The 21283-nt window shown below is 74.1% G+C and carries 19 protein-coding genes; 14 read left to right on the top strand and 5 right to left on the bottom strand.

What is annotated here, in order from left to right; all coding sequences use genetic code 11:
• Nucleotides 1-7 precede the first annotated feature (7 nt).
• The 10 genes from COO58_RS13770 (at nt 8) to COO58_RS13725 (ending at nt 12042) form a co-directional block, all read left to right on the top strand.
• Complete coding sequence (locus tag COO58_RS13770; protein ID WP_369700201.1) at nt 8-1462, top strand: NuoM family protein; 1455 nt, start codon at nt 8-10, stop codon at nt 1460-1462.
• Nucleotides 1459-2862 carry an NADH-quinone oxidoreductase subunit N gene (locus COO58_RS13765; RefSeq protein ID WP_098745236.1) on the top strand — a complete coding sequence of 468 codons (1404 nt, stop codon included), beginning with the start codon at nt 1459-1461 and terminating at the stop codon, nt 2860-2862. Before COO58_RS13770 ends, COO58_RS13765 begins: the two co-directional genes overlap by 4 nt.
• 95 nt (nt 2863-2957) lie before the next feature.
• Nucleotides 2958-4412 (top strand): potassium/proton antiporter, encoded by a 1455-nt coding sequence (locus COO58_RS13760; RefSeq protein WP_218012357.1) that lies wholly within the window; start codon nt 2958-2960, stop codon nt 4410-4412.
• Nucleotides 4413-4467: 55 nt separating this feature from the next.
• The gene (locus COO58_RS13755) at nt 4468-4650 is read left to right on the top strand and encodes a hypothetical protein (protein ID WP_098745233.1); all 183 of its coding nucleotides are present in this window, start codon (nt 4468-4470) and stop codon (nt 4648-4650) included.
• A 15-nt stretch (nt 4651-4665) separates the two neighbouring features.
• Nucleotides 4666-5157 (top strand): DUF421 domain-containing protein, encoded by a 492-nt coding sequence (locus tag COO58_RS13750; RefSeq protein ID WP_098745232.1) that lies wholly within the window; start codon nt 4666-4668, stop codon nt 5155-5157.
• A 152-nt stretch (nt 5158-5309) separates the two neighbouring features.
• On the top strand, nt 5310-7076 hold the full coding sequence (locus COO58_RS13745; RefSeq protein ID WP_098745230.1) for a thiamine pyrophosphate-dependent enzyme: 1767 nt from the start codon (nt 5310-5312) through the stop codon (nt 7074-7076).
• A complete protein-coding gene (locus tag COO58_RS13740; RefSeq protein WP_098745229.1) occupies nt 7073-10150 on the top strand; it encodes an FAD-binding and (Fe-S)-binding domain-containing protein in 3078 nt (1025 codons plus the stop codon). Before COO58_RS13745 ends, COO58_RS13740 begins: the two co-directional genes overlap by 4 nt.
• Entirely contained in the window at nt 10147-11235 is a 1089-nt protein-coding gene (locus COO58_RS13735) for an enolase C-terminal domain-like protein (protein ID WP_098746332.1), read from the top strand. The genes COO58_RS13740 and COO58_RS13735 overlap by 4 nt, the downstream gene beginning before the upstream one ends.
• A gap of 1 nt (nt 11236) precedes the next feature.
• Complete coding sequence (locus COO58_RS13730) at nt 11237-11605, top strand: hypothetical protein (protein ID WP_098745227.1); 369 nt, start codon at nt 11237-11239, stop codon at nt 11603-11605.
• Nucleotides 11602-12042 carry a PPC domain-containing DNA-binding protein gene (locus COO58_RS13725; protein ID WP_098745225.1) on the top strand — a complete coding sequence of 147 codons (441 nt, stop codon included), beginning with the start codon at nt 11602-11604 and terminating at the stop codon, nt 12040-12042. Before COO58_RS13730 ends, COO58_RS13725 begins: the two co-directional genes overlap by 4 nt.
• 6 nt (nt 12043-12048) lie before the next feature.
• On the opposite strand, the gene COO58_RS13720 is transcribed toward COO58_RS13725, so the two are convergent.
• On the bottom strand, nt 12049-13806 hold the full coding sequence (locus COO58_RS13720; RefSeq protein WP_098745224.1) for a glycoside hydrolase family 15 protein: 1758 nt from the start codon (nt 13804-13806) through the stop codon (nt 12049-12051).
• A gap of 151 nt (nt 13807-13957) precedes the next feature.
• Here COO58_RS13720 and COO58_RS13715 point away from each other — a divergent pair, with 151 nt between their 5' ends.
• Nucleotides 13958-14971 carry an SDR family oxidoreductase gene (locus tag COO58_RS13715; protein ID WP_098745222.1) on the top strand — a complete coding sequence of 338 codons (1014 nt, stop codon included), beginning with the start codon at nt 13958-13960 and terminating at the stop codon, nt 14969-14971.
• Here the strand turns inward: COO58_RS13715 and COO58_RS31120 are convergent, their stop codons facing one another.
• Both COO58_RS31120 and COO58_RS13705 read right to left on the bottom strand, forming a co-directional pair.
• Nucleotides 14972-15250 carry a hypothetical protein gene (locus COO58_RS31120; protein WP_304363129.1) on the bottom strand — a complete coding sequence of 93 codons (279 nt, stop codon included), beginning with the start codon at nt 15248-15250 and terminating at the stop codon, nt 14972-14974.
• Nucleotides 15251-15348: 98 nt separating this feature from the next.
• A complete protein-coding gene (locus COO58_RS13705; RefSeq protein ID WP_255292613.1) occupies nt 15349-15798 on the bottom strand; it encodes a DUF421 domain-containing protein in 450 nt (149 codons plus the stop codon).
• A gap of 100 nt (nt 15799-15898) precedes the next feature.
• Here COO58_RS13705 and COO58_RS13700 point away from each other — a divergent pair, with 100 nt between their 5' ends.
• The 3 genes from COO58_RS13700 to COO58_RS13690 all read left to right on the top strand — a co-directional run bounded on the left by COO58_RS13700 (nt 15899) and on the right by COO58_RS13690 (nt 18754).
• Complete coding sequence (locus tag COO58_RS13700) at nt 15899-16726, top strand: SAM-dependent methyltransferase (protein ID WP_098745218.1); 828 nt, start codon at nt 15899-15901, stop codon at nt 16724-16726.
• Nucleotides 16727-16881: 155 nt separating this feature from the next.
• Nucleotides 16882-18351, top strand: coding sequence for a hypothetical protein (locus COO58_RS13695; RefSeq protein WP_098745216.1), 1470 nt, complete (start codon nt 16882-16884; stop codon nt 18349-18351).
• 199 nt (nt 18352-18550) lie between these two features.
• Nucleotides 18551-18754 (top strand): helix-hairpin-helix domain-containing protein, encoded by a 204-nt coding sequence (locus COO58_RS13690; RefSeq protein ID WP_255292699.1) that lies wholly within the window; start codon nt 18551-18553, stop codon nt 18752-18754.
• 43 nt (nt 18755-18797) lie between these two features.
• Here COO58_RS13690 and COO58_RS13685 read toward each other — a convergent pair whose 3' ends face one another.
• Nucleotides 18798-20846 (bottom strand): glycogen debranching N-terminal domain-containing protein, encoded by a 2049-nt coding sequence (locus COO58_RS13685; RefSeq protein ID WP_098745214.1) that lies wholly within the window; start codon nt 20844-20846, stop codon nt 18798-18800.
• A gap of 5 nt (nt 20847-20851) precedes the next feature.
• The gene (locus tag COO58_RS13680; RefSeq protein ID WP_091576605.1) at nt 20852-21208 is read right to left on the bottom strand and encodes an SCP2 sterol-binding domain-containing protein; all 357 of its coding nucleotides are present in this window, start codon (nt 21206-21208) and stop codon (nt 20852-20854) included.
• Nucleotides 21209-21283 lie beyond the last annotated feature (75 nt).

The following is a 21283-nucleotide window of genomic DNA, read 5'->3' as shown; positions in this document are numbered from 1 at the left end:
CGCGCCGCTGGCGGCGGCCGTGCTCCTGCTGTCCTGGCGTGGCCTGCCGGCGCGGGCGGTGTCGTGGCTCTGGATCGCGGTCACCGGCGTCGAGGTCGCGGCGGTGCTCGGCCTGTGGTGGGCGTACCCGGGGGAGGGGTTCGCGTTCGAGGTGGACCGGCCGTGGATCCCGGGCGCCGGGGCCGGCTACCACGTCGGGGTGGACGGGCTGTCGCTGCCGCTGCTCGCGCTCACCACCGTCGTCTTCGCCGCCTGCGCGGTGTACTCGCTGCGCCGCCAGCACCGGCCACGCCAGTTCGCCGCGCTCTTCCTCGCCCTGCAGACCACCTGCCTCGGGCTGTTCGTCGCGCTCGACCTGATCCTGTTCTTCGTCTTCTTCGACCTGTCCATCGTGGGCATGTACGCGGTGATCGCCGGCTGGGGGCACGGCTCGCAGGCCCGCCGCTCGGCGCTGACGTTCTTCCTCTACACGTTCCTCGGCTCGCTGGCGCTGCTGCTGGGCTTCATCGGCCTCTTCGTCGCCGCCCGGCCGCACACCTTCGACATGGTGGCGCTGACCCGGGACCCGCCGACTGAGGGCGTGGCCGGCGCGCTGGTGCTGCTCGCGGTCCTGCTCGGGCTGGCGATCAAGACGCCGACGTTCCCGTTCCACACCTGGTTGCCGCCGGCGCACACCGACGCCCCGGCCGCCGGGTCGGCCGTGCTGGCCGGGATCCTGCTCAAGATGGGCACCTACGGGTTCGTCCGGATCGCCATGCCGATGCTGCCGGACGCCTGGCGGCGCTACGCCTGGATGGTCGTCGTGGTCGGCGTGGTGAGCGTGCTCTACGGCGCGCTGGTGGCGCTCGCCCAGACCAACTTCAAGCGGATGATCGCGTACACCTCGGTCAACCACATGGGGTACGTGGTGCTGGCCGTCGGCGCGGCCGGCCTGGTCGCCGGCTCGGACGCGCAGGCCCGCGCGGTCGCGGTGACCGGTGCGGTCACCCAGATGGTCAGCCACGGGCTCATCACGTCGGCGTTGTTCCTGCTCGCCGGTGTCCTCTACGACCGGGGCGGCACCTACCGGATGGACGCCTACGGCGGGCTGGCCGGCGACACCCCCCGGTTCGCCGCGCTGACCGCGGTGGCGGCGTTCGCCAGCCTCGGCCTGCCCGGCTTCTCCGGGTTCGTCGCCGAGTTCCAGATCTTCGCCGGCGGCCTGGGCTCCGCGCCGGTGGCGGTGGCGATCGCGCTGCCCGGCATCCTCGTCACCGCCGGGCTGTTCCTGTGGGCGCTGCACCGGGTCTTCCTCGGCCCGGCCCGGCACCGCCTGTCGGCGACCGCCGACGTGACCGCCGCCGAGACCGCGGCGGTGCTGCCGCTGCTGGCGCTCGCGCTGCTGATCGGCGTGTTTCCCCGACTGCTGCTGGACGTGGTGGAACCCGCCGCCCGCGTGATCACCGACCTGGTGGCCGGGTGAACGAGCGTCCGCTCGCGCTGCTGCCGGAACTGCTCCTGCTGGCCGGTGCGGTCACCACGCTGCTGACCGGGGCGTTCCTGCCCCGCGACCGGCAGTGGGTGGCCCGGCTGGTCGCCGCCGGCGCGCTGCTCGCGGCCGTGGTCGCCACGCTGCCCGCCGTCGGCGAGCGGACCACCGTCTACGCGCACAGCTACGCCCTCGACCCGGCCACCACCACCGCGCGGCTGCTCATTCCGCTGGCCGGGCTGCTCGTGGTGGGGATCGCCGCCGGCCGGGTCGCCGGCAACCGGCGGGAGACCGAGTTCTACGTGCTGACGTTGCTCGCCGTGCTCGGCGCGGTGCTGCTCGCCGGCGCGTCGGACCTGCTGCTGCTCGCCGTGGCGTACCTGCTGTCGTCGGTGCCGCTGGCCGGGCTGGCCGGCTGGGGCCGGGACCGGCGGGGCGCCGAGGCGGCGCTGAAGGTCTACCTGATGGGTGCGCTGGCCGGGGTCGGCCTGCTGGCCGGCGCGGCGCTGCTGACCGCGCTCGGCGGCGGGACGAGCGACTACGACCGGCTCGGCGCCGGACTGGCGGGGGCCCCGCCCGCCGGCGTCGCGGTCGGGGTGGTCGGGGTGCTCGCCGGTCTGCTGTTCAAGATCGGCGCGGTGCCGGGGCACTTCTGGGTGCCCGACGCGGTGCAGGGCGCGTCGGTCCCGGCCGGCGCGTTGCTGACCACCGTGCCGAAGCTCGGCGGTCTGCTGGCGGCGTACCGACTGTTCGCCGTGGCGGTGCCCGCCGACGTGGTGGACTGGCCGCTGCTGGTGGTGGTGCTCGCGGCGGTGACCATGACGCTGGGCAACTTCGCCGCGTTCGGCCAGGCGGACCCGCGCCGGCTGCTCGCGTACTCCACCGTGGCGCAGGTGGGCTACCTGCTGATGGCCGTCGCGGTCGCCGGCCGCGCCGAGCGCGCGCTGCCCGCCCTGCTGGTCTACCTCGTCGGGTACGCGGTGACGAACCTGGGCGCGTTCGCGGTGCTGGCCGCCGAGCCGCACGACACCCTCGACGGCTACCGGGGGCTGGCCCGACGTCGGCCCTGGCTGGCCGGGGCGCTGACGATCTGCCTGCTGGGACTCGTCGGCACGCCCCCGACGGCGGTCTTCGCCGGCAAGCTGACCGTGTTCACCGCCGCCTGGGACGGCGGGCTGGCCTGGTTGGTCGTCGTCGCCGCGGTCAACACCGTGGCCAGTCTCTTCTACTACCTGCGCTGGCTGGTGCCCACGTACACCCCGGCGGGGCGGTGCCCGGCCACCGACGGCCGGAGCGGCACGGTGGCGGCTGCGTCGGCGGCCGGGGTGGCGTTGGTCGGCGCGGTGTTGACCGTGCCGCTCTACCAGCTGGTGCCCCAGGTGCTCGCCCACTGATCGGGTACCGGCCCGGTTAACTCGGGCCTGGGCGGGTAGCGGCAGCGCACGGGATCCGCGGGGGACCCGGCGGGTCGGACCGGGATGGGGTGGCGGTGACGGGCTTCGCGCTCTACGTCGCCGCGCTGGGCGCGGTGGCGGTCCTGGCCGTGCTGTCCAACCGGCTCGCCGACCGGTTGCGGCTGCCCGCGCCGGCGCTGTTCCTGTTCGCCGCCGCGATCGTCTCCGACCTGTTTCCGAAGCTGAACGAGCTGTCCCTGTACGCGGTCCGGCACCTGGTCGAGATCGCGCTCGTGCTGGTGCTGTTCAGCGGTGGGATGAGCATGGGCTGGCGGCGGCTGCGGCCGTCACTCGGGCCGGTCGCGCTGGTGGGTGTGCTCGGGACGCTGCTGACCGCCGGCGCGCTGGCGCTGGTGCTGCGCTGGGTGTTCGGGTTCGACTGGCTCGCCGCGCTGCTGGTCGGCACCGCCCTGTCCCCGACCGATCCGGCCGCAGTGTTCTCCGTGCTGGGGCGACGCACCGTCGTGGGGCGCAGCGGCACGATCCTGGAGGGCGAGTCGGGCGCCAACGACCCGGTGGGGATCGCGTTGATGGCGAGCCTGCTCGCCGCCGGGACCGCCGGCGGCTGGTCGGCGGTCGCCTCCGGGGCGGGGGAGTTCGCGCTGCAACTGGTGGTCGGTTCGGTGGTCGGGTTGGCCGGCGGGTGGCTCATCCTGCAGCTGATGCGCCGGGTGTCCCTGCCGGACGAGAGCCTCTACCCGCTCCAGGTGGTGTTCGCCGCCGTGTCGATCTACGGCGCGGCGACGCTGGCCCGCGGTTCCGGGTTCCTCGCGGTGTTCCTCGCCGGCATCGTCGTCGGCGACGCCCGAGCGCCGTTCAAGCGGGAGATCCAGCGGTTCCACGGCGCGCTGGCCAGCCTCGGCGAGATCCTGGCGTTCGGCCTGCTCGGCCTGATCGTGTCGCTGCGCAGCATGGTGACCGAGCGCGCCTGGCTCACCGGCCTGGCGCTGGCCGTGCTGCTCACGTTCGTGATCCGGCCGATCGTGGTCGGTGGGCTGCTCAGCACGGTCCGACTGCGCTGGGGTGAGCGGATCTTCGTGGTCTGGTCCGGCCTCAAGGGCGCGGTGCCGATCCTGCTGGGCACGTTCATCCTCACCGCCGACCTGGAACAGGACCTGCGGCTGTTCGACATCGTCTTCGCCGTGGTCGCGTTCTCGATCGTGGTGCAGGGCGGGCTGGTCCCCCTCGTGGCCCGGTGGTGCCGGGTGCCGATGCGGACCACGCCGCTGCAACCGTGGGCGGTCGGCATCCGGGTACAGGGCGAGCCGGTCGGGCTGCGCCACTACACGATCGCCTCCGGCGCCCCGGCCGACGGCCGGCCCCTGTTCGAGCTGAGCCGGGACGAGGGCGTGTGGGTGAGCCTGGTCAGCCGCGACGGCGAGCAGCTCCGGCTCGGTCGGGCGACGGTGCTGCGCGCCGGCGACGAGGTGCTGGTGGCCGGCGGTGAGCAGCCCGCGGCGGAGCGGGTCTTCACCGGTCGGGACGAGTGAACGTTTGGTGGGCGTCCCACCGGGTAGCCGGCGGCTCTCGGCAAGGGGGTGGGCCATGGACCGCGGCAAGCTCGGTGACGTGGTGGTGGGGGCCGCGGGCGACGTGGCCGGCAGCGTGGTGGACCCGAAGGCGGGCCTGGGCCGGTTGCGCTCCGCGCTCACCGCGCACGGGTTGGTGACGCTGACCGTCGGTGCGTTCCTCGGCTTTCTCGCGGCACGGTCGATGCGGCGGTCCTGAGCCCGGCGGTCGGGGATGGACGCCGTCACCGCTCTCGTCGGCCACCCGGGCTGGCTGGTCTGGGTAGGGGTGAAGGCGTTCCTGCTCTACCTGACCGCCGTGTTCGCGATGCGCCTCGGCGGTCGGCGGACGCTGGCCGAGCTGTCCGCGTACGACTTCGTGGCGGCCGTCGCGGTGGGCGCGATCGTCGGGCGGCTGCCCAGCGCCCCGGACGCCAGCTACCTGTCCGGCGCGATGACGCTGGTGGCCATCCTCGCCGCCCACGCGCTGATCACCTGGGTGCGTCTGCGGCCCGCAGGCCGGCGGCTGATCGAGAAGGGTCCGGTGGTGGTGGTCGCCCGGGGTCGGGTGCTCACCGGCAACCTGCATCGCGCCGGTCTGACCCGGGCCGACCTGGACGGACTGCTGCGCGAGCACGGGGTGGGCGAGGTCGACGCCGTGCACCTCGCCGTGTTGGAGGGGCGGGGACGGCTGTCCGTGCTGCCCGGGGACACCGGGCGCGGGTGACGGCGGCCCGGAACCGGTCACCCTGGTGGGTTTGCGGTCCGGGAGGCCGGGTAGCCGCCGCCCCGTCCGCCCTGGTCCGCACTGTCCGGTGGGGCAGGTGAAACCCCGCTGACGCGGACGAGGACGGGTGAACCCCGGAAGAGGAGGACGACGTGCAGGAGATCGTGGGCGAGAGCCTGGCCCGCCGCCTGGTGGAGTGGGGGGTCGACACCGTGTTCGGCCTGCCCGGTGACGGTATCAACGGCCTGATGGAGGGATTCCGCCGGCAGCGGGAGAAGCTGCGGTTCGTGCTGGTGCACCACGAGGAGGCCGCCGCGTTCATGGCTACCGGCTACGCCAAGGCCACCGGCCGGCTGGGGGTCTGCTGCGCCACCTCCGGGCCGGGGGCGATCCATCTGCTCAACGGGCTCTACGACGCCAAACTCGACCACGTGCCGGTGCTGGCGCTCACCGGCATGCAGGAGACGTCGGTGCTGGGCTCGCACTACCAGCAGGAGGTGCACACCACCCAGCTCTACCAGGACGTCGCCTCGTACAACCTGATGGTGACCAACCCGCAGCAGATGCCCGCGGTGGTGGACCTGGCGATCCGCGACGCGATGAGCAAGCGGACCGTGGCGCACCTGACCTTCCCCAACGACGTGCAGGTGGCGCCGGCCTCCGATGACCCGTACCGGCACGTGAGCCCGGGCAAGCCGCCGATGAGCGCGGCCACGGTGTCGTACCCACAGTTGCCCGCGGATCCGCGGGAGCTGGCCCGGGCGGCCGAGGTGCTCCGGGCCGGCCGGAAGGTCGCCATGCTGGTCGGCGTCGGCGCACGGGGCGCCCGCGAGGAGGTGCTGGCGGTGGCCGAGGCCCTGGCCAGCCCGATCGTCAAGACGCTGCCCGGCAAGCTGGTGGTGCCCGACGACCACCCGCTGACCACGGGCGGGCTCGGCCTGCTCGGCACCGCGCCGAGCGAGGAACTGATGGAGGAGTGCGACACGCTGCTGATGGTGGGCACCTCCTTCCCGTACGGGAAGTACCTGCCCGGCCCGGGGCAGGCGAAGGTGGTGCAGATCGACGCCGACCCGAGCCTGATCGGGATGCGGCTGCCGGTCGAGGCCCCGGTCTGCGCGGATGCCCGCCTGGCGCTGCGGGACCTGCTGCCGATGCTGGACCACGCCCCGGACCGGTCGTTCCTGGAGAAGTACCAGGGCAAGATGAACGACTGGCGGTCGGAGATGGGCAGCCTGGTGGATCCGGAGCGGTCGCCGATCGCGCCGCAGTACCTGATGGGCTGCGTCGACTCCGCAGCCGCCGACGACGCGATCCTCACCTGCGACTCGGGAACCATCGCCACCTGGTCGGCGCGGCACTGGACGATCCGCGGCGACCGGGAGTTCTACCTGTCGGGCAACCTGGCCACGATGGCGCCCGGCCTGCCGTACGCCATCGCCATGCAGCACGCCTACCCGGGGCGGCAGGTGATCGCGTTCGTCGGTGACGGCGGGTTCGCGATGCTGATGGCCGAGTTCCTCACCGCGGTCCGGCACGGCCTGCCGATCAAGGTGGTGGTCAACAACAACAACTCGTACGGGCAGATCCTGTGGGAGCAGATCATCCTCGGCTACCCCGAGTACGCGGTGCGGCACCGGCAGCCGGAGGCGGACTTCTCCACCTGGGCGCGCGGTTGCGGCGCGTTCGGCGTGAAGGTGACCGACGCGAAGGCGCTGCCGGGCGCGATCCGGGAGGCTCTCGCGCACCCCGGGCCGGCGCTCGTCGACTGCGACGTCAACCCGAACGAGCCGCCGATGCCCGGCAAGATCAAATATGACCAGGCGAAGCACTTCACCGAGGCGTTCCTCCGCGGTCAACCGCACAAGGTGGCCACCGTGGCGTCGGTCGCCCGCGACAAGATCAACGAGCTGCGCTCATGACCGAGGTGCTGCCCGACCCGGTCCTGCGTCCACCCGAGCCGACCCGCGACATCGACCTGACCGCGCTCGCCGCCGACCTGCGGGCGGAGGTCGACGGCGAGGTCCGCTTCGACGCCGGCTCCCGCGCCGCGTACTCCACCGACGCCTCCAACTATCGCCAGGTGCCGCTCGGGGTGGTGGTGCCCCGCACCGTGGCGGCGGCGGTGGCCGCGGTGGCCGTCTGCCGCCGCCACGGCGCGCCGCTGACCTCGCGCGGCGGCGGCACCAGCCTGGCCGGCGAGTGCACCAACACCGCCGTGATCCTCGACTGGTCCAAGTACTGCCACCGACTGCTGGAGGTCGACCAGCGGGCCGGCACCTGCCTGGTCGAACCCGGCATCGTGCTGGACGAACTGAACGCCCGACTCGAACCGACCGGCCTGGAGTACGGGCCGCGCCCGGCGACGCACAACCACTGCACGCTCGGCGGCATGATCGGCAACAACTCCTGCGGCGCCACCGCGCAGCGCACCGGCAAGGTGGTCGACAACATCGTCGAACTGGAGGTGCTGCTGTACGACGGCACCCGGATGTGGGTGGGGGAGACCAGCGACGAGGAGTACGCCCGCATCCAGCGCGACGGCGGCCGCAGGGCCGAGATCTACCGGCGGCTACGGGCCCTGCGCGACGAGTACCTGGCCGACATCCGCACCCGCTACCCGCACATCCCCCGCCGGGTCTCCGGCTACAACCTGGACAGCCTGCTGCCGGAGAAGAACTTCCACGTCGCCCAGGCCCTCGTCGGCTCCGAGGGCACGCTGGTCACCGTGCTGCGCGCCCGGCTGAAACTGGTCCCCCGGGTCAAGGCCGACGCGATGGTGTTCCTCAGCTACCCGGACATCGCCGCAGCCGGTGACGACGTGCCGCGGATCCTGGAACACCAGCCGATCGCGCTGGAGGGCATCGACGACAAACTGGTCAGCTTCGAGCGGCGCAAGAACCTGCACCCGCACGCGCTGCACGAGCTGCCCGAGGGCGGCGCGTGGCTGATGGTGCAGCTCGGCGGCGACACACCCGACCAGGCTCGGGCTGCCGCCGACCGGCTGATCGCCGCCGTCCGTCGCGACGGTGGGCCGCGCGTGCACGAGTTCGCCGACCCGGCCGACGAGAAACGGATGTGGGAGGTCCGCGACTCCGCACTGGGCGCCACCGCCCACGTGCCCGACTCCGAGAACACCTGGCCCGGCTGGGAGGACTCGGCGGTCGCCCCGGACCGGCTCGGCGACTACCTGCGCGACCTGCAGGCGCTGTACCGTGAGTACGGCTACCAGCAGGCCTCGCTCTACGGACACTTCGGGCAGGGCTGCGTGCACACCCGGATCCCGTTCCAACTGCGCACCGCCGACGGGGTGCGGGACTTCCGCTCCTTCGTCGAACGCGCCGCCGACCTCGTGGTCTCCTACGGCGGGTCGTTCTCCGGCGAGCACGGCGACGGGCAGGCCCGCGGCGAGCTGCTGCCGAAGATGTACGGCGAACGGCTGATCCGGGCGTTCGGCCAGGTCAAGGCGATCTTCGACCCGGACGACCGGATGAACCCCGGCAAGGTCATGCCGCCCTACCCGCTCGACAGCCACCTGCGCCTCGGCGTCGACTACGACCACGGCGCCGTGTCGACCACCTTCGCCTACCCGGACGACGGGGGCAGCTTCGGCGACGCGGTGCTGCGGTGCGTGGGCGTCGGCAAGTGCCGGCGGCACTCCGGCGGGGTGATGTGCCCGTCCTACATGGTGACCCGGGAGGAGGAGCACTCGACCCGGGGCCGATCCCGGCTGCTGTTCGAGATGCTCGACGGCGCGGCCCGCGGCGGCGCCATCGGCGACGGCTGGCGCTCCGACGCGGTGCGCGACGCGCTCGACCTCTGCCTGGCCTGCAAGGGCTGCAAGGCCGACTGCCCGGTCAACGTGGACATGGCCACCTACAAGGCCGAGTTCCTGTCCCATCACTACGCCGGCCGGCTGCGCCCCCGCGCGCACTACTCGATGGGCTGGCTGCCGCTGGTGGCGACCGTCGCCGCCCGGCTGCCCCGCACGGTCAACGCCCTCGCGCACGCCCCCGGGCTCGGCCGCCTGGCCAAGGTCGTCGGCGGGATCGACCGGCGCCGGGACATCCCGCTGTTCGCGGCGGAGTCGTTCCAGCACTGGTTCGCCCGGCGTACCCCGACCGGCGACGGTGCCCGGGGCGACGTCGTGCTCTGGCCCGATACCTTCACCAACCACTTCCACCCGGCCGTCGCCCGCGCCGCCGTCGAGGTGCTGGAGGCCGCCGGCTGGCGGGTACGCGTGCCGGACGGCCCGGTGTGCTGCGGGCTGACCTGGATCTCCACGGGTCAGCTCGACGTCGCCAAGCGGGTGCTGCGGCGCAGCGTCGACGCGCTCCGTCCGCACCTGCGCGCCGGCACCCGGGTGGTGGGGCTGGAACCGAGCTGCACAGCGGTGTTCCGCAGCGACGCCCACGAGCTGTTCCCGGCCGACGACGACGTCACCCGCCTACGGGAGCAGACCGTCACGCTCGCCGAGCTGCTGCACGACCACAGCCCCGGCTGGCAGCCACCCCGCCTGGACGCGCACGCCCTGATCCAGACCCACTGCCACCACCACGCGATCCTCGGCACCGCCGCCGACCAGGCCGTGCTGTCCGCGGCCGGCGTCGACGCCGAGTTCCTCGACTCCGGCTGCTGCGGCCTGGCCGGCAACTTCGGCTTCGAGCAGGGCCACCACGAGGTGTCCGAGGCGTGCGCGGAACGGGTGCTGCTCCCCGCCGTCCGGGAGGCCGCCGACACGGACGTGATCCTCGCGGACGGGTTCAGCTGCCGTACCCAGGTCGAGCAGAGCGCCTCCGCCGGCCGTTCCGCGCTCCACCTGGCCGAGCTGCTGCGGGCGGCCATGCACAACGACACCGTTCCCCGGCGCCCGGAACAGGGCTGGGGTGACCGGCCCCGACCGCCCGGCCCGATCACCCGTTGGGCGACGGCCGGTCTGGTGGCGACCGCCGGGCTGGCCGCGGCGGCCGCGTTGGCGCGTCGGTGGTCGCGGTGACCGGCGTCGGTCTCACCGCCGAGGCGTACCGGATCCCCACCGACGCCCCGGAGGGCGACGGCACCCTCGCCTGGACCGCCACCACGCTGGTGCTGGTCCGGGCGCGGGCCGACGGGCACACCGGGATCGGCTGGACCTACGGCCCGACCGCCGTGGTCGCGGTGGTGGCGGACCTGCTCGCGCCGGTGCTCACCGACCTCGACCCGGACGACGTGCCGGCGGCCTGGGACCGGATGCGTCGCCGGCTGCGCAACGCCGGCCGCCCCGGCGTCGCCGGGCTCGCCCTGTCGGCCGCCGACTGCGCGGTGTGGGACCTGAAGGCGCGCCGCCACGGGCTGTCGCTGGCCCGGCTGCTCGGCGCCGCCCGCCGGGAGGTGCCGGTCTACGGCAGTGGTGGCTTCACCACCTACGACGCCCAGCGGCAGCACCGGCAGCTCGCCGGCTGGGTGCACGAACAGGGCATCCCCCGCGTGAAGATCAAGATAGGGGAGTCCTGCGGCACCGCGGTGGAGCGCGACCTGGACCGGATGCGGCAGGCGCGCCGCACCATCGGCGACGACGCGGAGCTGTTCGTCGACGCCAACGGCGCCTACCAGCGCAAACAGGCGGTCCGCGTCGCGCACGCCGCCGCGGACCTGGACGTGCGCTGGTACGAGGAGCCGGTCAGCTCCGACGACCTGCCCGGCCTCGCCCTGGTCCGCGACCGGGTCGCGGCCGACGTGACGGCGGGGGAGTACGGCTACGACCTGGTCTACTTCCACCGGATGGCCCCGTACGTCGACTGCCTTCAGATCGACGTCACCCGGTGCGGCGGCATCAGCGAGTTCCTCCGCGCGGCGGCGGTGGCGGACGCCGCCGGGATCCAGGTGTCCGGGCACTGCGCGCCGCACCAGCATCTGCCGGTCGCCGCCGCCACACCGAACCTGCGGCATCTGGAGTGGTTCCACGACCACGTCCGCATCGAGGCGATGCTCTTCGACGGGGCGCAGTCGCCGACCGGCGGCGCGGTGCCGGTGCAGCTCGACCGGCCGGGCAACGGGTTGGCGTTCCGCGCCGAGCAGGCCCAGCGGTTCCGGGTGGCCTGACATGACCGGTCGACCGCCGGGACGAGCGCTGCGACGCGCGGCACTGATCGGCCGCGTGGCCTGGGGCGCTCTGCTGCTGGTCGCTCCCGGCGCCCTGCTGCGGCCGGTCGGACCGGCCACCCCCGCCGCCCTGGCGACGCTTCGGGTACTCGGCGCCCGGCACCTGGTCCAGGCCGCTGTCACCGTGCGTCGGCCCGCACCCGGAACGTTCCTCGCCGGCGCGGCGGTCGACGCCGTCCACGCCCTCAGCACGCTCGCCCTCGCCGCCGTCGATCGGCGGCAACGGCACGCCGCGCTGGCCGACACCGCCGTCGCCGCCGTCTGGGCGGTGCTGGGCGCGACCACGGCACGACACGAGGAGGAGTCATGAGGGCCGAGGAACTGCACCAGCCGACCGGACGGGTGCTGGTCGTCGTCTGCGACAAGGGCGACGAACCGGTGACCGCGCTCGGCGACGCGCTGCGCCGGCACGACCTGCGCGCCGGACGGGTCACCGCCGTGGGCGGCTTCCGGGAGGCCGAGGTCGGCTGGTTCGACCGGGAGCAGGGCGACTACCGGCACATCCCGGTCCGCGAGCAGGTGGAGGTGCTGTCGCTGGTCGGGGACGTGGCCGCCCGGGACGGCGAGCCGGCCCTGCACGTGCACGCGGTGCTCGGCCGCTCCGACGGCAGCACGGTGGGCGGGCACCTGCTCTGGGCCCGGGTGTGGCCGACGCTGGAGGTGATCGTCACCGAGGTCGCCCCGGAACTGGCCAAGCGGGTCGACCCGGAGACCGGGCTGGCGCTCATCGCCGGTGCCGGCCGGTAGACCCGGTCAGCGGCAGGGGTCGACCTGGCCGAGCGTCACCGCGGTCTCCAACATCAGCGCGTGCACGAACCCCTGGGGCAGGTTGCCGCGGAGCTGGCGTTGCCGCACGTCGTACTCCTCGGTGTAGAGGCCCGGCGGGCCGCAGGCGGCCCGGTTGCGTTCGAACCAGCGGTTGGCGCCCACCGCGTCGCCCGCCTGCCACGCGGCCAACGCGGCGGCGAACCCGCACAGCAGGAACGCGCCCTCGGCGTCGCCGAGCGGCCGCCGGTCCGGACGGAACCGGTAGAGATAGCCGTCCTGGGCCAGGTCCGCGACGACCGCCTGGTGGGTCCGGGCGGTGCGCGGGTCCTGCGGCGGAAGCGCCCCGCGGATGCCCGGCAGCAGCAGCGCGGCGTCGACCCGGTCGTCGTCGTACGCGCGGCGCCAGTGCCCGTCCGCCGCCAACCCGTGCGCGGCGGCGTCGGCCAGGATCCGGTCGGCCAGCGCCGACCAGCGCGCGGCCGGGCGAGCCGTCGCGGCCCGCGCCGCCGCCCGCAGCCCGGCCACGCAGGTCAGCTTCGAGTGCGTCCACTGCCGGGGCGGCAGCTCCCAGATCCCGGCGTCCGGCTCCGCCCAGCGCCGCTCGATCACCTCGGCGGCCACCCGCATCGCGCGCCGGCCGTCGCTGTCGAGCCGGTCGTGGCGCTGCGCGGCCGCCAGCACCATCAGGACCTCGCCGAACGCGTCGAGCTGGAACTGGCCGCGTACCCAGTTGCCGGTGCGGGCACTCGCGCCCGGATAGCCGGGCAGGCCGTCCAACGGCTGCTCCCGCGGCACCGGATCCCCGCCGACCGTGTACGCCGGCGCGAGCCCGTCGCCGTCGGCGAGCACCCGACCGGTCAGGAACGCGACGGCGTCGTCGAGCAGGTCGTACCGCCCGACCAGCGCGGCGGCCTGGCCGGCGAAGGACTGGTCGCGGATCCAGGCGTACCGGTAGTCGTAGTTGCGCCCCGCCATCGCCCGCTCCGGCAGGGCGGTGGTGGCGGCGGCGACCATCCCGCCACCCGGTCGGGTCATCCCGCGCAGCACCGCGTAGGCCAGCGTGGCGTCGCGGGCGGCGGGCCCGGACAGCGTCGGGACCACCGACGCCCAGTGGTGCTCGGTGGTGCGCCACAGCTCCCCGGCGGGCTCGCACGGCTGGTCGAGCGGGCCGGCCGCCAGCTCCAGCACCAGGTCGTGCCGGCCACCCGCCGGGACCGTCAGCTCACCGGCCAGGAAGCCCTGCCGGTCGCGGCGCAGCCGGCCACCGCCCTGCAACCGCAGGTGCAGCCCACCGGTACGGGCCAACCACCGCTCGCCGTCCCGGGTCACGTCCCGCACCGGCTCCCGGCCGAAACCGGCCCGCGGGTCCAGCACCACCCGCACCCGCGCCGGTTGCTGCAAGGCGCGAACCTGGCGCAGCAGCACCACCCGGCCCGCCTCGCCGGGAAAGACCAGCGCCTCCCGGGACTCCACGATTCCGTCCCCGGTGACCCACCGGCTGCGCCAGATCAGCGAGCCCGGCTCGTAGTGACCGCCCCAGACGAACCGGTCGGCCGCCGGCGCGACCAGGTACCGGCCCGCCCCGCCGAGTAGCGCGCTGAACACCGCCGGGTCGGACCAGCCGGGCGCGCACAGCCACGCGACGTCCCCGCCGGGGCCGATGAGCGCGCCCCGGTGCCCGTCGGCGAGCAGCGCGTAGTCCCGCAGCACCGCCGGCGTGGTGCCGGTGGCCGGCTGGTCCATGGCTGTCGTCCCTCCCCTCGGCGTCCGTGGCGTGCGGTACCCGATCGTCCCGCGCCGACACGTCGGGGCCGCGCGAATCAGACGCGCCGAGGCGACTGGGTCGCCCGGCCGCGGGTAGTGCGGGCAGCAGGACCCGACGACAGGAGGCGAGATGGGCATGCGGCGGCAGGACATCCAGGTGGCGGTCGTGACCGGAGCCAGCGCGGGAGTCGGCCGGGCCACGGTACGGCTGCTGGCCCGGCGCGGTATCGCCGTCGCGCTGCTGGCCCGCGGGCGCGTGGGGCTCGACGCCGCCGCCGCGGAGGTACGCGCCGCCGGCAGCCGGGCCCTGCCGATCGAGGTCGACATGGCCGACCACGACCAGGTCGTCGACGCCGGCCGGCGGATCGAGGCGGAGCTGGGCCCCATCGACCTGTGGATCAACGACGCGTTCAGCTCCGTCTTCGCCCCGTTCCAGCAGACCCGGCCGGAGGAGTTCCGCCGCGCCATGGAGGTCACCTACCTCGGCTACGTGCACGGCACCCGCGTCGCGCTGTCCCACATGACGCCCCGCGACCGGGGCACCATCGTCCAGGTCGGCTCCGCGCTGGCCTACCGGGGCATCCCGCTGCAGGCGGCCTACTGCGGGGCGAAGCACGCGATTGTCGGATTCACCGAGTCGCTGCGCTGCGAGCTGCTGCACGAGCGCAGCAGCGTCAGGGTGACCATGGTGCACCTGCCGGCGGTGAACACCCCGCAGTTCGACTGGCTGCTGTCGCGACTGCCCCGGCACGCCGAGCCGGTGCCGCCGATCTACGAGCCGGAGGTGGCCGCCCGCGCGATCGTCGGCGCCGCGGACCGACCCCGGCGGCGCGAGTACTGGGTCGGGACCTCCACCGTGCTGACCATCCTCGGCAACCGCGTCGCACCCGGGCTGCTGGACCGCTACCTGGCCCGCACCGGCTACCGGTCCCAGCAGACCGGCCGCCCCGCCGATCACGACCGGCCGAACAACCTCTGGCACCCCCTCGACGGGCCCGGCGGTCGCGACTACGGCGCGCGGGGCGAGTTCTCCTCCCGGGCGTACGGCCACAGCCCGCAGGCCTGGCTCTCCCGACACCGGGTGAGCGTGGCCGCCGGCGTGCTCGGGACGGCCGCCGGCGTCCTCGCCTGGCGCCGCGCCTGATCAGTCGTCGCCGGTCGTCCCGGGGCCACCGACCGCGCCACCCCGATCGGAGGCGTCGGGCAGGTCGGCCACCGGCGGGGGCAGCAGGCCACGGTCCGGCGCGGTGCTGATCCGGCGGACCGCCGCGCGTACCGCCGCGGCCCGCAACCGGCCGCCGCCGGCGTGCAGCAGCGCCGCCTTCGCCGCGTTCGCCCCCGGCCCGCCGTGCACCCCGCCGCCGGGGTGCGCGCCGGCACTGCCCGGATACAGCCCCCGGACCGGGGTTTCCGCTCGCCTCAACCCCGGCAGCGGCCGGAACACCAACTCCTCATCGCGCGCGCCCTGTCCGTCTGCGCATGGTCTCGGCGTTCCCCCGCGGCATCCACCGAAATGAACGGTCAACCGCCGGGCCGCGGTGACGCGCCGGGCACGTCGGCGAGGCTGCTGCCGTCGCCGAACCGGCCGCGGGTGATGACGCTGAGGCTCCCGTCGGTCTCCAGCACCACGGCCGCGAGGTCACCGAGGTCGCCGGTGCCCTGGCTACGCGCGGCCTGCCGGATCTCGCTCTCCGCCACCCGGACGCTGCGCATGGTCTCGTACCGGAGTTGTCCGTCCCGCAGCAGCAGGGTCGGTCGGGCCTTGAGCAGCCGCTGCGACGGTGGCCAGCGGACCGCCAGCAGCACGGCGGCGTACTGCAGGGCGACCAGCAGGGCCAGCGCGAGGATCCCCTCGACCAGGGAGACGTCCCGGGACAGCAGGATCGTGGCCACCGTCGAGCCCAGAGCCACCGTGACCACGAAGTCGAACGCGTTGACCGGGGGCGTGGCGACAGCTGGGAGCGATACCAACGGGGCGACGATCCACATCGTCCGGTCGCTAGACTCCGGGACGAAGCCCGGAGCCACCCTCAGCACCCCGTGCGCTGACCAGAATCGGATGGAGAGGCCATTGACCGCAGACAAGGCCGCACCCCCCGGAATCGACCGCACCGTTCCCAGCGTGGCCCGGGTGTACGACTACTTCCTGGGCGGCAAGGACAACTTCGAGGTCGACCGGCAGGTCGCCGAGCACGCCCTGCGGATCACGCCGGACGGGCCCGCCGCCGGTCAGGCGAACCGGGCCTTCCTGCGCCGCGTGGTGCGCTTCCTCGTCAGCGAGGCCGGCATCGACCAGTTCCTGGACGTCGGGTCCGGGCTGCCCACCCAGGGCAACGTGCACGAGGTCGCCACCGCGCACGACCCGGGCGCCCGGGTGGTCTACGTGGACAACGACCCGATCGTCCTGGCGCACGGGCGGGCCCTGCTCGCCGCGGAGGGCACGACGACGGTGATTCAGGCCGACATCCGACGCCCGCAGGAGATCCTCGGCGATCCGGACGTCCGCCGATTTCTCGACTTCGACCGGCCGATCGGGTTGTTGCTCTTCGCGATCCTGCACCATCTCGGCGACGACGAGGAGCCGCGAGCCGTGTCGGCGGAGCTGATCGACGCGCTGCCGTCGGGCAGTTACGTGGCGATCTCGCACTTCCGTGACCCGGGTGAGCGGGACCCGGAGGGCTCCCGGAAGGCCCGCGAGGTCGAGCGGGTCTTCAACGAGTCGCTGGGCACCGGCCGGTGGCGGACCGACGAGGAGATCCTCTCCTTCGCCGACGGGTTGACGCTGCTGGAGCCGGGGCTGGTGCCGTTGGCCGAGTGGCGTCCGGATCCGGGCACGCCCGCGCCGAAGCAGACCGACACCTACCACACCTTCGTCGGACTGCTCGCCCGCAAGCCGTAGGCGCTCGCGACGTCGCCGGTGCCCTCGCCTCTGGCGGAACGGACCGCGACGAGACTCGCCGAATGCCGGCCCGGACCCGCCATCGGGAGAATTGCTACTCTGCGCGTCGCCGCCGGAGCGTCCGACGTGATGCCGCGGCCGATGGAGGAAGTGGCGTGCGCGCGATCTCCCAGTCCCGACGACGGACGGCGGTCGGCGTCGTCCTGGTGCTGCTGGCGTCCGGGTGCGGCGCGGACCCGCCGGCGCGCACCGGCGCGGCTGCGCCCACGACGGTCAGCACGGACCGCGTCGCCCCACCCTCGACCCCGTCCGCCGGCCGGGCCGGGCTGGGACCCGCGCCGGTCGACTGCCCGCGGCCCGGGTCGGCGCCCCGGTCGTCGAACCGGCTCAGCCCCACCGCCGGGTCCTACCTGGGGCGCGCCGGCGGCACGGCGAGCGCGGTGGACGTGACCCCGGCATGCCAGATCGTGGTCGGTGGGCGGTTCACCGGCCTGCCGGGCGGGCCGACGACGACGATCGGTCGGGGTGGCGCCGGCGCGCTGCTGCTGCTCGACGGCACCGGTCGCCGGCTGCTGCGTACCGTCCGGCTGGCCGGCGCGGTCGAGGACCTGGAGGTACGCCGCGGCGGCGGGGAGATCGCCGTGGCGACCGACCGCGGCGCCGTGCTGCTGGACGCGGCCGCCGGGCGGGCGCGCTGGCAGCGCGGCGGGCCGACCAGCCGGGTCGCGGTCGGCTCCGCCGGCACGGTCGCGGCCCTGAGCGGTTCCACGGTCACGGTGTACGACCTGGGCGGCGCGACGCTGGCCCGGGTGGCGCTGGGCGGCCGCACGGTCAGCGACGTCGCCGTGGACGACCGCAGCGGCCTGGTCTTCGTCAGCGGTTTCCGGCAGACCGGCGGCGCGCGGTGCGTGCCGGTGCAGATCGCGTACGTGCACGCCTACGACCGGCGGGGCACGCTGCGCTGGCGTGCGTACGACCATCCCGTGGACCGGCTGGGTGACCTGTGCGCGGACAGCCGTGCCGACCGCGTGGCGATGGGCCGGGACGGGCGGTTGTACGTGGCCGGGGAGACCGCCGGCGGGAACACGGTCTTCGCGCGCTCGGCCGCCGACCCGGGGCGGCCCGCGCCGAACGTGGTCACCGACGACTTCAGCCGGGCCAGCAACACCGGAAACGCGCACTACACCTACCTCGCGCGCTTCGATCCCGCCTCGGGACGCCAGCTCGCCGGTCAGGCGGTGATCAGCCGCATCGACAGCAAGGGCGACCGGGGCAACACCATCACGCCGCTCGCGGTCACCGCCGACGAGTCCGGTCGGATCTACGCCGGCGGGGTTTCCGCGTACCAGATCGCCGGCCGCGCCCAGGTGACGCTCGGCGGCCGGCGGCTGGCCCCGTACGCCGGTGGTGACGCCTGGGTGCTGGTGCTCTCCGCCGACCTGCGGCGGCGGCTGACCTGGGTGGTGTTCACCGACGGCGGTGCCGGCGTCGTGCGCGGGGTGGCCGTGGCCGGCGGCGTCGCGGCGGCGGCGGCGCAGGTGGACCGGGCCGGCTTCTGGCGCGGGCCCGGTCCGTCCCTCGGCGCCGGCGGCGGCTACCTCGCCGCCTGGCCCGGCCTCGGCTGACCCGCGTCGCGACGCCAGCGTCCCCTGGTCAGTCCCGGCACGCCGGACGCCTGACATCAGGAACGCATACGAGCCGTGCCGAACCACCTGCCGCCGGGCCAGCTCGCGGGCGGCCCCGTCTACGACAGCGGAGGGCGGGAGCGTGCCGGGCGACGGACACCTGCTCGGATCGGTGCCGGTGACCTCCTCGTCGGCCATGATGGAGAGCGTGAGTTCTCCCCTGGACACGCTGCCGAAGATCGGTGCGCCGGCGACGCGCGCGTTGCACGACGCCGGCTACACGGCCCTGCGTGAGCTCGCCGGGGTGCCGCGCACGGAGTTGGCCACGCTGCACGGCATGGGCCCGAAGGCGCTACGGACCATCCAGCACGCGCTCGAGCAGCACAACCTGAGTCTGGGCTAGAACGCGACGCGACGTCTGAAGGTTCCGGGCCGGCGCTGCCCGGTCACGACTCGGCACGATCCGGCCGGTGGCGCGCGAACGCGTCGAGCCGGCCCCAGCGGCCGGGAATGTCGAGCAGGGTGATCCGTTCGAAGGCGGGCGGGAGCGCCGGAGTGGTGGCGAGGTGATCCTCGTGCGGCTCCAGACCGAGCATCGTCCGGATGAGGAGCAGCGACGCGCCGCTGGACCAGGCCTGCGGACTGCCGGCGGTCGGGTAGCGGACCGGGTACCGGGTGGTCCGGCGGTCGAAACCGCCGAACGCCTCGGGCAGCCGGCCCTCGAAGTAGCCCGCCGCCTGGATGATGCCCTCGGCGATGCGCCCCGCCTCGTCGGTCAGGCCGTAGCGGCGCAGGCCCCAGGCGATGAAGGAGTTGTCGAAGGGCCAGACGGTGCCGGTGTGGTAGCCGAGCGGGTTGTAGCGGCGCTGCCCCTCGGCCAGCGTACGGACGCCCCAGCCGGAGAACAGCGCCGGACTCATCAGGTGTTCGGCGACGCGTCCGGCGCGCTCCGGTGGGACGATGCCGCTCCACAGGAGGTGCCCGATGTTGGAGGACAGGCTGTCCACCGGAGTGCCGTCGCCGTCGAGCGCGAGCGCGTAGTAGCCGCGATCGGCCAACCAGAAGTCCCGGTTGAACCGGTCGTACAACGCCGCCGCCTCGCCCTCCAGGCGCTCGGCCAGGGCCGGGTCGCCCCAGAAGGTGCGCGCCAGCCGGGCTGTGCGGATCTTGGCGTCGTAGGCGTAGCCCTGGGTCTCACAGGTCGCTCTGGGGAAGCCCGGCAGCCGGCCGTCGGCGTAGGAGATGCTGTCCCAGGAGTCCTTCCAGCACTGGTTGTCCAGGCCGGTGGACCGGTTGCGGCGTTCGTACGAGACGTAGCCGGTGCCGGTCAGGTCGGCGTGGTGGTCGAGCCAGTCGAGGGCGGCGCGCGCCTCCTGTTCCAGCTCGCACACCAGGGCCGCGTCACCGCTCCACCGCTCGTACTCGTCGAGCAGGACCAGGAAGAGCGGGGTGGCGTCCACGGTCCCGTAGTACGGCGAGTGCGGTTGTTCCTCGAAGGCCGCGGACTCGCCGTACCGCAGTTCGTGCAGGATCCGACCGGGATCCTCCTCCAGCACGTCGTCGGTGCGCGCCCCTTGCAGCGAGGCGAGGATCCGCAGGGTCGTCGGTGCCAGGGACGGCGTGAACGGTAGCGTCTGGAGGCAGGTCAGCAGACTGTCCCGGCCGAAGAGGGTCATGAACCAGGGCAGCCCGGCGGCGGGCACGGTGGCGCCGCCGAGCGAGAGCGGCGCGAACCGCAACGCGGCCAGGTCCACCAGGCTGCGCTCGTAGACCTGTCGCAGCACCGGGCTGTCGGTGTCCAGCGTCGGCGCCGCCGACACCCAGGCCCGTGCGCTGTCCGGCAGGGTGGACGCGTCGGGCCGGAGGGCCCGGGGCCCGGACCGCAGGTCGACGCCGTCGGGCCGCAGCGCCCTCATCTCGGCCCGTATCTCGACGGTCCAACTGGATCCGGCGGCCAGCCGGATCGGGAAGTGGAGGTGTTCCGGTGTGAAGGTCGCCGGTTCACTGGCCGTGAGGACGATCTCCCGCTGGAAGGTGCCCCGACGGTAGCCCAGCCGCAGCTCGTCCGGCGCGGCGTGGGCGTAGCGCTCGCCCACCTTCGTGCCGACGTCGAACTTGATCTCGAAGATGTCGGCGAAGTCGGCGTCCACCTCGAGACGTACGGACAGGTCCAGATCAGACTCGCCGTAGTTGAAGACGGTGACGACCTCCACGAGGTCGGCGCCGATGCGGCGTCGTCGGATCGCGGACACGTCGGCCTCGACGTAGTCCATCCGGCCGCCGGGTACGAGGAAGAACGCCACCTCGAAGTACTGGCTGTCGTCCACGGAGAGGGCGGTCATCCGCTCGCCGTCGACGGTGAGCACCCAGCGCGACAGGTACCGCGTGTCGGCGGCGAACAATCCCACCGGCGCGGCCGACGACGCCTCGATGTCCCCACTGCTGTCGGACACGACGAAGGTGTTGCCGTCGATGCACGACACCGTGCCGGGCACGTCCCTCACGCGCCGCCTCCACCGTGCCGGCCGTTCGCCGCCGGCGCGGGTAGCAGTCGCCCGAGCCGCAGCGCCAGCGCGAGATCCCCGTCGACCATGATCTCCCCCCGGTTGATCGCCGCCAGTCCGTTCATCTCGCCTGCCACCAGCGCCTCGGCCGTCTGCTCGGACATCCTGATCACTGCCGAGGCGGGGCCGTCGTCCTCGGTGACCCGCAGCCGCCCGCGGTCGATGTCGAGCCGCCAGTGGCGCAGGCCCCGCTCTCCCCTGATGTCGAACCGCACGCTGCCGCTGACCCGGACGAGACGGTCGTCCGCGCCGTCGCGGCGCAGACGGTCGAAGAAGGCGTCGATCGACGTCACCCGTGCCTCCTCGCTGCCACTCTGCGGGGTCGTCGCCTACCCGCCTGGTGGCGGCGCTAACGCCGGCCTGCTGCT

The organism is Micromonospora sp. WMMA1996 (assembly GCF_002573675.1).
Lineage (GTDB): Bacteria > Actinomycetota > Actinomycetes > Mycobacteriales > Micromonosporaceae > Micromonospora > Micromonospora sediminicola.
The sequence above is the reverse complement of the archived record's forward strand: the minus strand, read 5'-3'. Positions and strand labels throughout refer to the sequence as shown.

Coding starts and splice junctions, on each gene's coding strand:
- COO58_RS13750 (WP_098745232.1), top strand. CDS start 4,666: ATGGACGCCGTCACCGCTCTCGTCGGCCACCCGGGCTGGCTGGTCTGG.
- COO58_RS13730 (WP_098745227.1), top strand. CDS start 11,237: ATGACCGGTCGACCGCCGGGACGAGCGCTGCGACGCGCGGCACTGATC.
- COO58_RS13740 (WP_098745229.1), top strand. CDS start 7,073: ATGACCGAGGTGCTGCCCGACCCGGTCCTGCGTCCACCCGAGCCGACC.
- COO58_RS13690 (WP_255292699.1), top strand. CDS start 18,551: ATGGAGAGCGTGAGTTCTCCCCTGGACACGCTGCCGAAGATCGGTGCG.
- COO58_RS13725 (WP_098745225.1), top strand. CDS start 11,602: ATGAGGGCCGAGGAACTGCACCAGCCGACCGGACGGGTGCTGGTCGTC.
- COO58_RS13755 (WP_098745233.1), top strand. CDS start 4,468: ATGGACCGCGGCAAGCTCGGTGACGTGGTGGTGGGGGCCGCGGGCGAC.
- COO58_RS13715 (WP_098745222.1), top strand. CDS start 13,958: ATGGGCATGCGGCGGCAGGACATCCAGGTGGCGGTCGTGACCGGAGCC.
- COO58_RS13720 (WP_098745224.1), bottom strand. CDS start 13,806: ATGGACCAGCCGGCCACCGGCACCACGCCGGCGGTGCTGCGGGACTAC.